At 33.0% G+C, this 13,806-nt stretch carries 14 protein-coding genes; 8 read left to right on the top strand and 6 right to left on the bottom strand.

What is annotated here, in order from left to right:
• Positions 1-20 precede the first annotated feature (20 nt).
• From BN1075_RS12460 to BN1075_RS12440, 5 genes are all read left to right on the top strand, one after another.
• Entirely contained in the window at positions 21-1,463 is a 1,443-nt protein-coding gene (locus tag BN1075_RS12460) for an alanine/glycine:cation symporter family protein (RefSeq protein WP_040193479.1), read from the top strand.
• Between the two features lie 89 nt (positions 1,464-1,552).
• Positions 1,553-3,031, top strand: coding sequence for an alanine/glycine:cation symporter family protein (locus tag BN1075_RS12455; protein WP_040193478.1), 1,479 nt, complete (start codon positions 1,553-1,555; stop codon positions 3,029-3,031).
• A 214-nt stretch (positions 3,032-3,245) separates the two neighbouring features.
• Positions 3,246-3,908, top strand: a complete 663-nt coding sequence (locus BN1075_RS12450) for a response regulator transcription factor (RefSeq protein WP_040193477.1) — start codon at positions 3,246-3,248, stop codon at positions 3,906-3,908.
• Positions 3,908-4,936, top strand: coding sequence for a HAMP domain-containing sensor histidine kinase (locus BN1075_RS12445; RefSeq protein WP_040193475.1), 1,029 nt, complete (start codon positions 3,908-3,910; stop codon positions 4,934-4,936). Before BN1075_RS12450 ends, BN1075_RS12445 begins: the two co-directional genes overlap by 1 nt.
• Positions 4,937-5,141: 205 nt before the next feature.
• Positions 5,142-5,726, top strand: a complete 585-nt coding sequence (locus tag BN1075_RS12440; protein WP_040193474.1) for an RNA polymerase sigma factor — start codon at positions 5,142-5,144, stop codon at positions 5,724-5,726.
• Positions 5,727-5,817: 91 nt separating this feature from the next.
• On the opposite strand, the gene BN1075_RS12435 is transcribed toward BN1075_RS12440, so the two are convergent.
• Positions 5,818-6,666: a GNAT family N-acetyltransferase gene (locus BN1075_RS12435; RefSeq protein WP_052406524.1), complete on the bottom strand. Its 849-nt coding sequence runs from the start codon at positions 6,664-6,666 to the stop codon at positions 5,818-5,820.
• 222 nt (positions 6,667-6,888) lie between these two features.
• On the opposite strand from BN1075_RS12435, the gene BN1075_RS12430 reads away from it, so the two are divergent.
• Together BN1075_RS12430 and BN1075_RS12425 are read left to right on the top strand one after the other, a co-directional pair.
• A complete protein-coding gene (locus BN1075_RS12430) occupies positions 6,889-7,611 on the top strand; it encodes a M15 family metallopeptidase (protein ID WP_052406523.1) in 723 nt (240 codons plus the stop codon).
• A gap of 179 nt (positions 7,612-7,790) precedes the next feature.
• Positions 7,791-8,417, top strand: a complete 627-nt coding sequence (locus tag BN1075_RS12425; RefSeq protein ID WP_042387258.1) for a dihydroxyacetone kinase subunit L — start codon at positions 7,791-7,793, stop codon at positions 8,415-8,417.
• 139 nt (positions 8,418-8,556) lie between these two features.
• Here the strand turns inward: BN1075_RS12425 and BN1075_RS12420 are convergent, their stop codons facing one another.
• The 4 genes from BN1075_RS12420 to BN1075_RS12405 form a co-directional block, all read right to left on the bottom strand.
• Positions 8,557-9,303, bottom strand: coding sequence for a phosphate ABC transporter ATP-binding protein (locus BN1075_RS12420; RefSeq protein WP_040193473.1), 747 nt, complete (start codon positions 9,301-9,303; stop codon positions 8,557-8,559).
• A gap of 18 nt (positions 9,304-9,321) precedes the next feature.
• Entirely contained in the window at positions 9,322-10,143 is an 822-nt protein-coding gene (locus BN1075_RS12415) for a PstA family ABC transporter permease (protein WP_040193471.1), read from the bottom strand.
• Between the two features lie 16 nt (positions 10,144-10,159).
• Positions 10,160-11,041 (bottom strand): phosphate ABC transporter permease subunit PstC, encoded by an 882-nt coding sequence (pstC, locus tag BN1075_RS12410; protein ID WP_040193469.1) that lies wholly within the window; start codon positions 11,039-11,041, stop codon positions 10,160-10,162.
• Between the two features lie 67 nt (positions 11,042-11,108).
• The gene (locus tag BN1075_RS12405) at positions 11,109-12,056 is read right to left on the bottom strand and encodes a phosphate ABC transporter substrate-binding protein (RefSeq protein WP_040193467.1); all 948 of its coding nucleotides are present in this window, start codon (positions 12,054-12,056) and stop codon (positions 11,109-11,111) included.
• Between the two features lie 162 nt (positions 12,057-12,218).
• Here BN1075_RS12405 and BN1075_RS12400 point away from each other — a divergent pair, with 162 nt between their 5' ends.
• Positions 12,219-12,689: an HAD family hydrolase gene (locus tag BN1075_RS12400; protein ID WP_052406522.1), complete on the top strand. Its 471-nt coding sequence runs from the start codon at positions 12,219-12,221 to the stop codon at positions 12,687-12,689.
• 46 nt (positions 12,690-12,735) lie between these two features.
• Here BN1075_RS12400 and splB read toward each other — a convergent pair whose 3' ends face one another.
• On the bottom strand, positions 12,736-13,758 hold the full coding sequence (gene splB / locus BN1075_RS12395) for a spore photoproduct lyase (RefSeq protein ID WP_040193464.1): 1,023 nt from the start codon (positions 13,756-13,758) through the stop codon (positions 12,736-12,738).
• Positions 13,759-13,806: the final 48 nt, after the last annotated feature.

The following is a 13,806-nucleotide window of genomic DNA, read 5'->3' as shown; positions in this document are numbered from 1 at the left end:
ACATCATTGGTGGGGATTTTATGGAACAAATAGTTGAGTTTTTGGTGGATTTATTATGGGACTGGCCATTAATTATAACAATTCTCTCTACAGGTATATATTATACGTTGTCGTCAGAATTTTTTCAAATCAAATATTTTACCTTCATTTGGAGAAGAACTTTTAAAGCTATTAGTAATAAGGATGAGAAAAATATAAGTATGTTTCAGACATTATTTGCTTCATTGGGCACAACCACTGGTATAGGAAATATAACAGGGGTTACCAGTGCTGTTGTAATTGGAGGGCCAGGGGCTATTTTCTGGATGCTGGTAACGGGGATCCTTGGAATGATAATAAAAATGGCAGAGGTAACCTTGGCAGTTTACTATAGGGATGAGTATAAGAATGGAACTGTTGGAGGAGGTCCGATGCAATATATTGAAAAAGGTATTGGAGAAGGTATGAATTTCAAGTCTGCATGGGTCTTAAGTACAATTTTTGGAGTTGGAATTTTATCCACTTTAATCTTTACAATTCAAAACTATAACGCTTCAGTGATAATATCAAATAGCTTTAATGTACCAATTATACTAGTGGCCATTACGTACAGTTTAATAACTTATGCTGCAATTTATAAGGGAACAAAGGGAATAAAAGAGCTCTTTATCATTGTCGTTCCTGTAATTACATTACTTTATGTAGGAGCTGGAGTCCTAGTAATAGTAAGAAATGGAGGCTTATTTGTAGCAGCATTAAAGGGAATTATATATGATGCTTTTAGCGTAAGGGCAGTCGCGGGAGGTTTTATTGGAAGAGGTTTGCATGAGACTATATCAAAGGGAATGTCTAGAGGTGTTTATTCCAATGAAGCAGGCTGGGGAACCTCTGCAATGATTCATTCAACAGCTAGTACAAATCATCCAATTGAAGTGGGTTTATATGGTGTAGTTGAAGTGTTTTTGGATACTATAGTTATATGTTTTATTACTGGAATTGTAGTTGTAATGGGAATTTTATCAGGAATTTCCCCAGCTGGAGATATAGTAGTATCGGCCTTCTCCCTTGGAATAGGTGAGTTTTCAAAAATAATTATACCTATAACAATATTCTTATTTGGGTTAACTACATCTATTGGGTGGTACTCCTATTATGAAAGTATTTTATTGTTCTTTTATACAAGGGGAAAGATGAAGTTTAATATGGAAAAGCTTTTAAAAAATATGAAGAGAATTTATCCAATACCAGGATTTATTATTGTAGTTATAACAACCAATTTTGGTGGAACAGAGGGGATACTTTGGGGTTTTGCTGACATCTTAGCTGGAATTCCAACCTTTGTTAATATGTTTGTTGTGCTTCTATTATCGGATAAGTTTTTTGAATTGCTTCAGGATTATAAGGAAAGGCACATCTTATGCGAGGAGGCAGAAGTGATTCCTATATTTTATGGAGAGGAAGATCGAAATTATTATAATTTTTAGAATTATGCCAGAGATAACATAATTGTAGCATAAAATTTACGCATTAATCCTTTACAATCATATTAAAGAATATTATTGGGAGGGTTTTTATGGAGAATATCTTGCAGGCAATGGTGGATTTCCTATGGGGATTGCCATTAATAATTGTAATTCTTTTTACAGGTCTTTATATTACTTTACGTTCAGGATTTTTTCAAATTAGATTTTTTGGACACATAATGAAAAATACCCTAGGAAAAATATTTACTAAGAAAAATAAGGAAGAAGCAAAGGGAAAAGGAATTCTTTCACCATTAGAAGCAGTTTCTACAGCAATTGGTGGGTCTGTTGGAGTTGGTAATATTGGTGGAGTTGCAACAGCTATTGCTACTGGTGGACCAGGAGCGATTTTTTGGATGTGGGTTTGTTCTTTAGTTGGAATGCTTCTTAAGGCTGCAGAGGTTACTCTTGCAGTATATTATAGAAATACAGACGAAGATGGAAATCCTTATGGAGGACCAACTTACTATATCGAAAAAGGTCTAGGAGTTGAAAGAGGCTTTAAAGGCTGGTGGATTTTGGCCTTTATCTTTGGAGCAGGTATCTTTGGAACATTTTTTATAACACTTCAGAACTACACTGTTTCAGAAGCTTTGAGTTCAACTTTTAAAATTGGAATGATACCATCTTCATTAATTTATTTTGGAGTAACATATCTAATGATCTTTGGTGGAATAAAGCAGCTTGGAAAAATAGCAGGAAAAATAGTTCCATTTATGTGTTTATTCTATGTTGGCTGCTGTACAATTATAATCCTTTTAAACATTACAGCAGTTCCAGAAACTTTTGCTCTAATATTTAAATCTGCATTTTCAGGAACAGCAGCAGTTGGGGGATTTGCTGGTGCAGCTGTAAGCAGAGTTATACGACTTGGAGTATCAAGAAGTGTATTTTCAAACGAAGCTGGCTGGGGAACATCACCAATGATTCACTCAACAGCAACTACAGACCATCCAGTGAAGCAAGGCTTATGGGGCGCTTTTGAGGTGTTTGTGGATACTGGAATAGTTTGTACTATGACAGCATTAGCTATTATGGTAACAGGACAATGGTCTTCAGGCTTAAGTGGAGCAGCTTTAACACTTTCAGCCTTCGAAATTGGGATTGGAACTTGGGGAAGAGTAATAATGACGATAGGAATTTTCCTATTTGGAATTACAACCTCTTCAGGCTGGTATTCTTACTATGAGATAATTTTAAGACATGCCTTTAAAAATAAGGTTGAAGTGAAAAATACAATTTTAAAATTCTACAAGCCTCTTTATCCAATACCAGGGTTAATAATGGTAGTTTATGCTGTATCCTTTGGTTTACCAGGACAGGTAATTTGGAACTTTGCAGATATATCTTCAGCAATACCAACCTTTATAAACGTATTTGTAGTTTTATTCTTATCTAAAGAGTTCTTTAGATTATTAAAGGACTACAAGGCAAGATATCTTGGAATTGGTGAGGTAGACCCCAATTCTTATCTATTCTTTGAAGATAAGGTTAATGCAGAAAGTAAAAAGGATAGTGTTACAGCTTAATTAATTAAAATACTCCATATCATCAGGAAGCGATGGTATGGAGTTTATTTTATATGTTTAAATTTTGATGAAATATTATGTGAATTGTAGATTTATGATAAACTTACCTTAGGAGAAATTAGTAGCTTCATAGGGGGGAGTTACTGTTTAATGTTATAGATTTAAGGCCCAAAAGCACTTAGGAATCAATGATTAATAGGGATGGGGGATACACATGTTAATTAATGTAGTGGAGGATAATTTAAATTTAAACCGAATGATAAAGACATACTTAGAGGCTGAAGGCTATAGAGTTCAAAGCTTTTTAAATGGCAAGGAGGCTATTGAAAATATATTTGAAGAGGTAGAGTTATGGGTAATGGACATAATGATACCAGATATAAATGGATTTACTATCTTTAAAAAGGTTAAGGAGCTGACCCCCAATTCAAAGGTAATATTTATTTCAGCAAGGAATCAAGATATTGATAGGGTTATCGGTCTTGAGATGGGCTGTGATGATTATATTCCAAAGCCTTTTATGATAAGGGAACTGGTTATAAAAGTAAATAACCTCCTTAAAAAGCCTAAGGAAATTCAAAACAATATAATTAAGTGTGGAGAATATACTATTGATAAGGATAAGCATAAGGTGTACATAAATGACAGTCAACTAGAGATATCTTCAAAGGAGTATGACTTATTACTATATTTTATGGAAAATAAATTTAGAGCAGTTTCTCGTGAGCAAGTACTAGACAGTGTATGGGGGATAAATTACTTTGGTTCAGCAAGAGTTGTTGATAATACTCTGCGAAGACTAAGAAATAAAATGACAAAGCTTAAAATACAAACTATTTATGGATATGGATATAGGTTTGAGGGGGTTAATGACTAGTGAAGGACAAGCCGTTAAGTTTTCAAATCTGGGTAGTAATAACTGTATTTATAGTTATAGTATCTTTAGTTGTTTCCCTTACAACAACAATTTTAATAAGTAATCTGGCTGATCTTAGTATTGTAATTACAAGTCCACAATTTTTAGGAACTATGCTGAAGCTGTTATTATGCATAATCATAGTTAGTATTATTATTGCAAAGACGATTTCTAGTAGAGTAACAAAGCCAATTAGCTATCTAGAAAAAAAGGTAAGGTTAATTTCAGTTAAAAAGTGGGATGAAAAAATCAAGATGAATCGCAAGGATGAAATTGGAAAGTTAGCCTATTCTATTGGAAGAATGCAGGAAAGTTTAATCAATATAGATAAGGAAGAGGAGTTTTTTATTCAAAGTATATCCCATGAATTGAAAACCCCAATTATGGTTATAAAGAATTACTGTCAGGCAATAAAGGATGGATTTTACATAGAAGACAGTTTTGAAAAAAATATAGAGGTTATTGAAGAAGAAGTTGAAAGGTTAGAAGGAAAAATAATTAAACTGCTTTATTTAAATTCCCTTGATTATATTCTTGAAAAGGAATCTGAGTTTAAGCAGGTAGAAGCTAAGGAGCTTTTGGAAGGTATTGTGAAGCGAATAAGTTTAGGTCGTAAGGATATTAAGGTGGAGGTTAAGGGCGAACCTATTCGCATCAATATAGTAGAGGATAAGTTTCAAGTGGCTGTTGATAATATATTAGAAAATAGTTTAAGATATGCAAAAACAAGGCTTACCATAGATCTACACCGTAAATTTATAAATCCAGCAGTGGGGGAAGTTACTGAAATATCCATATATAATGATGGAAGTCCTATTGAAGAAGCCATAATAAATAATCTTTTCTCTAAATTTCACAAAGGAAAGAATGGTAATTTCGGTTTGGGTCTTTATATTTCCAATAAAATAATCAAATTCCACAGGGGAAATATCAAGGTTGAGAATTGTGAGGATGGAGTAAGATTTATTATTGCGATGAAGTCGATTTAAATAATTTAGTTGGTTATTACTTCATGAACTGTCGAAAAGTTGATAGTAAGTTGGTATTGACATGATAGTTTGGTGATAGTGAGTGGATAGTAAGATGATAGGATTGTGATAGTTTTTTTCTGTTATACTTGAAGAGTAATAAAAGATTTAAAATGCTCTAGGGAAAATAATCCCTAGGGCATTTAATTTTATAGGGGGTATAAGCATGAAAAAATATTCTTGGGAGAAAATTGAGAAGTTAGTTAGGGAAGCACAAGTTGGAGATAAAAATGCAATGGAAGAGTTGATGAAGGCCTTTGAAAATTATATTTATAAAAGTGCAATGAATGTTTATGTTTCAGGTTATGATCAAGAGGATTTAATGCAGCTTGGATTTATGACGGTGATGAACGCTGTTGAAAAGTATGATGTTAGCAGAAGTAATTTTATAAACTATATTACTTTGGCTATTACAAATAATTTTAGATGCTTGATAAGAAATAAGGCTAAGGAAAATGCCACTTTAAGCCTTGATGTTGATTTAGGAGAAGGCTTTAGTATTATTGATACTTTACAGGATGAAGGAGTAAATATTGAAGAGGATTATGCTAATGAAGAATTAGGGAGAGTTATTAGGGAAGCCATTGAAGGGCTTCCTTTTAAATTGCAGGAAATCATCATATATGTTTATATAGAAGAGAAGGGGAGCTTTAAGGAATATGCTAATGAGTATGGTGTTAATTATAATACCGTTATAAAAAGAAAAAATCTAGCCTTTGAAAAGCTTAAAAGAGCTTTAAAGACTAGATAAGTGAATGTCCAAATCTTTGATTTAAATATTCGAACTTACTTTTGAAGAGTACTCCATTGAATGAATATGAAGTGGAGGTACAGATATAGTTTTAACGGAAAAATCGTCTGTAGTTATGGAAGGTTTGGACAATCTTGAAGCCAAGGGCTTCATAAATATAAATGGCACGCTTGTTCCAATCAAGAGCACAAAGCTTAATAGTTTTGGAACCTTGACTTAAAGCTTTGTTGATTCCAAATTGAGTGGTTTTACAGCCGTAGCCTTGACCCTCATATTTTTTACTTACCATTATTTCATCTAGAACTCCATTTTTCACATAGATGGTGGAGATTATTTCATCTTCATCATCTAGTAAAAGAAAGATGTTATCCTTATTATCAAGGCATCGTTTTCTGGATTCATCACTGAAATCATTGCAGTTATATGGTTTTATATCATTTGCTCTTCGTAGGTTGTAAAAGGATTCACCTTCTAAGGTTATATATTTTTCAAAATATTTATCTTCGTAGTTTATAAAATTTAAGCCAGGTTCCGGTTGTTCTTTTCCTGTATAGGTCATATCATGATAGATAAACCATTTTTCATAATTTAAATTTTGGAAAAAGTGAGTTGCATCGTCCTTAAGCGTTGTAAATCCAACAGAAACAGCTTTAGACTTCCATTGTTCCTTCGCATACTTTAAAGCTTCATCATGAAGTTTTTTACCAATACCATTATGTCTATAAGGTTTACCAACATAAACTCTTATGTTACAGAATCTGGTTTCTTGATTTGCTAAAATTACTAGTGAAAAGCCTTTAATTATTCCATCATCATATATGTAAATTTTACGGTTGTCACCAGTAAATTCTGATGTGGCTTCTTCTGTACTTATGAGATATCCTTGCTGCAATAAGTTTATAAGGGAAGTTAAATCATTATTAGAAAACTCTCTTATCACAATAACTACCTCCATAGTATTCCATATAAGTAAATTATATCACGGACAAGTAATAAAGGTATACATTCATAAAAAATATTTTTTGCAGGAAAAGATTCAAATATGAAAATGTGGCAAGTATATAAAATAGCATAATAATCATGTAATTTAATCGTAAGAAGAAAGTAATAAATTCCATTCGAAGGCTTGATAAAATGTAATTAAAGATAAGGAGAGGATTTTATGGGAGAAATACAAAGCCAGCGTGCTAAACAAAACAAAGCTATGTTAGCTAAAAAGCAAAAAAATAAAAGAATAAAAAGAGTAAGATTTATTATAACTGCTTTAATTATTTTTACAGCAGGAGCATATATGTTTAGAAATTCTAATGAGAGTATCCTTGGAGAAAATAGAATTGAAGGATCAAATATTATGCTTGTAAACAAGACTTATATGCTTGAAGATAGTTTTGTACCGAAGGATTTGGTGAGAGTTGATATAGATTTTCTACCAGATGCAACAGAAGAAGAGCGCTATATGACCCCAAAAGCTGCAGGAGCTTTAAAAGAATTAGTGAATGGAGCAGCCAAAGACGGAGTAATATTAACCGGTTTATCAGGATACAGATCCTATGAAACTCAAAGAACCTTGTATAATTACAATATTGAAGTTAACGGACAGACTTATGCAGATAAATATGTTGCACCACCAGGGGGAAGTGAACATCAGTTAGGTGAAGCTATGGATTTAGCAACTGAATTGGGATGGATAACAGAAGGATGTCCGGAAGCACAATGGATAGCTGCTAATGCTCACAAATATGGTTTTATTGTGAGATATGAGAGTGGAAAAGAGGACATTACGGGGTATAATTACGAGCCATGGCACGTAAGATATGTAGGGAAACAGACAGCGCAGAGAATATATGAAGAGAGCTTAACTTTAGAAGAATATGCTGAGAAATAGAAAAGAAGCAAACATCTAGAAAGGTAATGAATTTACTTGACTAGATGTTTATTATTTTGCCTATTCTTAGGGGGAAAAGGCTTAAGAATTTGGTTAAGGTAAATATTTACATAAGCTGAGCTAAGAAGTAAAATGAATATATAGAGAATTAAATTTCTAATAAAATGAGGGGTGAGGAAATGGTTTTAGATGTATATTACTTTAAGATGATGCTTTTAAGTTCCTGTGATATTTTAGAAGAAAACTTAGAATCTCTCTCAGAAATTGATTCTAAGTTTGGTGATGGAGATCACGGAATTACCATGGGAAAAATAACGAAAACAATAAGAGCTGTTATTGGTGGATGGCCAGAATGTGGATTAAGGCAGATGCTTGAAACAATCGGGTCGGAAGTAATTGAAGACAATAGCGGATCGGCAGGTATCTTATGGGGAAGCTTTTTCCAAGGTTTATCTGAAGCTATGGAGGAACAAGAAGAAATAGATGATGACTTATTGAAGGATATGCTACTGGCAGCTTTAATTAATATGCAAATGGTTACTCCAGCAAGGCTTGGAGATAAAACAATGATGGATGTTTTAATACCAGTTGTTAATGGTTCTAGAGCTTGTCTAGGATTAATGAAGGAAGTGTTAGAAGCAATTGAAAGTTCAGCAGCAAAGGGTGCGGAAAGAACTAAAAACTATCCAGCTAAATTCGGAAAGGCTGGAAAATATGGAGATCAGGCTATTGGTTATATTGACCCAGGAGCTTTAGGAATGAGTCTTTTCTTTCAAGGGTGGAATAATGTAGTCTTTGATTATTAAGTAATATAAAAAGATATCAGCCTTGTTTATTTAAAGAAATAATAAAATAAAAACAGCACTTGGATTAATAATCAACTTATCTTGAATTGACAAGAGAAAGTTTAAATTATTATCAAGTGCTGTTTTTGTTAATGTACGTTTATCCGATATTGCCAGAAACATAATCAGAAGTTAGAGAATGCTCAGGATTATTAAATAATTTAAAGGTGGAATTTTCCTCAATAACTTCTCCATCGTACATAAAAACAGTTTTGTCAGAAATTCTTTTTGCTTGAGATAAGTTATGAGTAACGATTATAATTGTATATTTATCCTTTAAGGACAGCAAAAGATCTTCTATTTTCTTTGTATTAATTATATCCAAAGAAGAACATGGCTCATCTAACAACAGAATCTCAGGATTTATAGTGAGAGCTCGTGCAATGCATAAGCGTTGCGCTTGACCTCCAGATAATTTTAAGGCACTTTTTTTAAGTAATGAATTAAGTTCATCGTATAAACCAGTGATTTTAAGTGTGTTTTCAATGATATCTTTTCTTTCAACAGCCTTCACTCCGTAGTATTTTAAAGCATACTCAAGATTTTTGTAAATACTAAGAGGAAATAGGGTAGATTGTTGAAATACCATCCCAATACTTTTTCGAAGGTCCTCTAAGTTGAAGGAAGAGAGTTCTTTATCATTAAAGGTTATGGATCCTTGTACAACTGCCTCCGGATTTTCAAGAATTATATTATTTAAACATTTTAATAAGGTGGATTTTCCACAGCCAGAGGGTCCAATGATTGAAGTGATTTCACCTTTATTTATATTTAGATTTATATTTTTTAAAACAGTTTGTTGGCCATAACTAAGGTTTAAATTATTTATTTTAAGTATTGAATTCATATCAATTTCTCCTATAAGTTAGACTTTTTCCTTGCTGAATAGAAAGGGGATTGAATTAAGTATAAAAAGAATTATTATCATAACAAAGGCAGTACCATAAGCGCTTTCAACGGAGATTCCTTCAGCTATTAAATAATATAGGTGGACGGGTAAGGCCATGGCTGGAGACATAATGCTATTTGGAACCTTTGCATAGGTTACTGCTCCGGTTACTAATATAGGAGCCGAAGCACCGAGAGCCAAGCTTAAGCCTAAGCATAAAGAGCTTAAGATATCTTTAAAAGTGGCTGGTAGAATAATATTTAAAAAGGTATAGGTTTTATTTACGCCTAAAGCATAAGAAGCAGATAAAAGATTTTTATCTATTTCCGAGAAGCTTTTTTCAAGACGAACTTCAATATAAGGAAAAATCATAATTCCAAGAACAAGTCCACCTGAAAGTATTGATAATCCAAAATCCATAGTTACAACGAAGAAACCATAGCCAAATAAACCAAGAACAATGGAAGGAATTCCGGCAATTATTCCTATAATTGTACGCAGAAAGCCCTTAATAGTATTTGATTTACAGAAAAATGAAATATAGATTGAGGTTGATAGAGCAAAAGTACCTGCTGAAATTAAAGCAATTAAGCCAAAGTATAAAGAACCAATTAAAGCGGGGTATATGCCACCTTTACTGCCAAGGGGCATACCCATAGGCTTAGAGGTTAAAAAGTCTAAAGAAATTGTACTTCCACCATTAATAACAATAAATCCAATTAAATATAAAATTAAAATTCCAGTGGTTAGTGTAGAAAGTAAAGTATAAATTTTTATATCAATTTGACCTTTTTTCATATAATCACCTCGCTTACTATAAGTATTTTTTTTCAAGGATATTTTTTATTAGCATAAAGAGTAAATTGATTAGGAGTAACATTAGTATAAGAATAAATCCCGCAGCATATAAAGCATGATAATGAGTACTTCCAAGTTCAGCAGCACCCATTTCAAGGGCTATTAAGCCTGAAAGAGTTTCACCACGGGATAAAAGCTTTGGTATTATAGGGGAGTTTCCAATTACCATCATGACTGCCATGGTTTCCCCGACAGCACGGCTTAATGCAAGACTGGCTGAAGTGAAAATTGCCAGCTTTGAGCTAGGTAAAACTAGTGCTTTTATCATGTACAGCCTTGAAACGCCTAAGGAATTTGATACCATGTTAAAGGAATTTTTAATTTTTAACATGGATTCATGACAAGTTGAAACAATGTATGGAAGAATCATAATAGATAAGATTATGCCTCCAATCAAAATACATTCTCCTGTGGCAAAGCTAAATTTAGTTTCAAAAAGTTTTACAAACACAAGAAGTCCAAAGAAACCATATACTACTGAAGGTATACCAGCTAACAAGTTAAGCAATGGAATTATGTATTTGTGATATTTATCTTTAAGAATGCAACTGCTGAAAAGAGTGGTGCCAACACCTAATGGAAGTGCAATAATTAAGGCAACAACAGAAGTATAAAGTGTGCTTAAAATCATTGGAAGTATTCCAAAAGAAGGCGTTTTACTTAAGGGGTTCCATTTTGCGGTAGTAACAAAATCTAAAAAGGAGTACTCCTTAAAAAGCAACATGCTTTCTTTAGAGATTAAGATTATTATAGAAGCTAAAAGTAATAATGTTAAAACGCTCATTATTCTTAAAAAATTTGTGAAAATAAAATCTAGACTCTTATAAAATTTATGCATTGTATAACCTCCAAAAGGTTTATATAAAGGTAATGGCGCTGTAAAATTATCTACAGCGCCTAAAATTTTATTTTGCAGGAACGAAGCCTAATTCTTCAATAACTTTCATTCCATTTGATGATGTGCAAGCATCGATAAATGCTTGCTCTGCTTCAGATAATTCACCCTTTGCAATAACAAGAAGCGGTCTTGATATTTTATAACTTCCACTTAAGATGTTCTCTGAAGTTGGCTCAATACCATCAATATTTAAAGGAGTAACCTTTCCTAAGTTTTGATTAACAACTCCAAAGGAAGCATAACCTATAGCGTTTTTGTTTTCTATTATTTTTGTAACTAAAGCACCCATAGAGGAAGCTTGGATTACATTAGGACTTACTTCAGTATCACCCATAACTTTTTCTTGGAATACTTGGTGTGCTCCACCACTGATATCTCTTGTAACAACTACGATTTCTTCGTGAGGAAGGTTACTGTCCACATCATCCCAGTAAGCATATTCTCCGGAGAAGATTTTTGCAAGTTCTTCAGTTGTTAAGCCATCTTTTTTGTATTTCAACAATTCATTTTCTGGATTAATTGAAATAGTTAAGGCGTCTGTTCCAAGGTCATACTCAGAGTAGCCTTCTATAGAAGCCTTTTCTTCGTCAGTCACAGGTCTTGAAACTAGTCCAAAGTTTGCAGTATCTTCAAGTAAGCCTTTAATACCAGCGCCTGAACCACCTTCAGCAACAACTATATCTATACTTTCATCTCCATATGCATCACTTATGTTACTCCATTTGTTATTAGTTTCTGTGAAATCTGCGATTATTTCATTTATAACAGGTGCTAAAGTTGATGAACCAGCCAGAATTACTTGTCCAACCTCTTCTTTTTCACCTTGAACTTTAGAAGAAGCTGTATTATTAGAGCCATCAGTTTCTTCATCTGTAGAACCCTTAGTGCTGCAACCAACAGCTAAAACTGAAATTGACATAGCAAGTAATAAAGCTAACAATTTTTTACTATTCATTTTAAATCCCCCTAAATTCGTCAATGTCGTATATTTAATATTGACCTTATATCCATATATATCATATGATATTATAAATTGTAATTAAATATATATTTATACATATAATAGATATGCTTTATCTATTTGAATTTGTAATAACTGATACTAAGGAGGATAATCATGAAGATTAGTATTCCCGGAAGGTTTGATTTAAACATTAAAAATTTATTATTAGATTATAATGGAACAATAGCTTTGGATGGAAAATTAATTAAGGGAGTAGAAAAGAGATTAAAATTAATTAAGGAATCTGGGATAAATATATTTGTGTTAACAGCAGATACCCATGGAACTGTAGCTGAGGAGTGTGAGAGCTTACCTCTTCAGATTAAGGTGTTTAATAATGGAGAAGCCAGATTTGCTAAAAGGAAAATTGCAGAAGAATTAGATGGAAAGCTATGTGCTGCTATTGGAAATGGCTTTAATGATGCCTTAATGTTTGAGGAAAGTGCTTTATCAATAGTTATATTAGGCAATGAAGGATGTTCGCCAGTTGCTCTGAGAAATGCTGATATAGTTTGTAAATCAATAGAAGATGCATTAGATTTATTTCTAAATGAGAGTAGAATTATTGCTACATTAAGAGGATAGGTTATTGAGTTGAAAAGAGGAGGTGAAGTATACCTCCTCTTTGTTTTTAAATGATATATTTTATTCCAGCATCGGGGAGAATTTCTTCAATTGCCCGGGTGAAGAATTCCTTCATTTCAGCTAGTTGCTCCTTGGTGTAAACAAACTTACCATAGCCGAATTGTCCATATTTAAACTTTCTGTCCTCATCCTTCATTGGAAGAGTATTTTCAGGGAAAACTTCATCGATGATGGATTTAGCCCGGCTGGTGTATCTGTGAGAAATTACTTCAAAGGTAACAGGACGAACAAGATTTTCAGGAAGCTTTTCCTTTAAGGAAATAAGGAGAGATTTATAATCTTCTTTCCAATTATCGTAAAGAAATACAGGTGCAATTAAGAAGCCCAAAGGATATCCAGCACCAGCAACCTTAGCAGCAGCTTCAATTCTCATATCTCTCGATGCAGTTCTGTTTTCAAAGTTATCTATTACATGAGAGGTGTTAATTGTAAAGCGAACTTCAGTGTGACCATTATGGACTGCATCAAGGAGAGAGTCAACATCAGTATATTTTGTGACAAAGCGGAATCGCCCTTTTTCACTTCTTCCAAAGAATTCAATAGCTGTTTTAAGGCTGTTAGTATAAGGTTCTACAGGAATAGGGTCAGAGGTTGCAGAGCCTTCAAAGACTGTTATATCAGGAAGTCTTTCATTAATATAATTTTGCGCCTGATCAAGAATGTCGTCTTCATTTACATTAACCTTAATGTAAGGTTTATCGCCTAAATTAGTATTTAGATAGCAATATTGGCAGTGGCCGATACAGCCAGAGAGTAGTGGCAATTGCCAGTTAGCAGAAGGTTTGCAGGATTGAAATTTGCCTCCCTTTTTAATACCCACTGCTAAAGTATTTTTACCTTCTCTATAAAAGTCATATAAATTATCACCAGGGATTTTATCTTTAATTTTGTTAGAGGTAAGTTTTATAATCTGCACAGATTTATTGTCCTTAAAAGTGTTATAGATATTCTTAGCAATAGGGTAATCTAAAGCACCTTTTTCAAAAATTATTCTTCTTGGAATGAACATTAAGTAGTTTAGTAAGAATTTTTATAGTTTTAACTTCTTAATTACTTC

The organism is Clostridium culturomicium, from assembly GCF_000821305.1.
Classification (GTDB): domain Bacteria; phylum Bacillota; class Clostridia; order Clostridiales; family Clostridiaceae; genus Clostridium_J; species Clostridium_J culturomicium.
The sequence above is the reverse complement of the archived record's forward strand: the minus strand, read 5'-3'. Positions and strand labels throughout refer to the sequence as shown.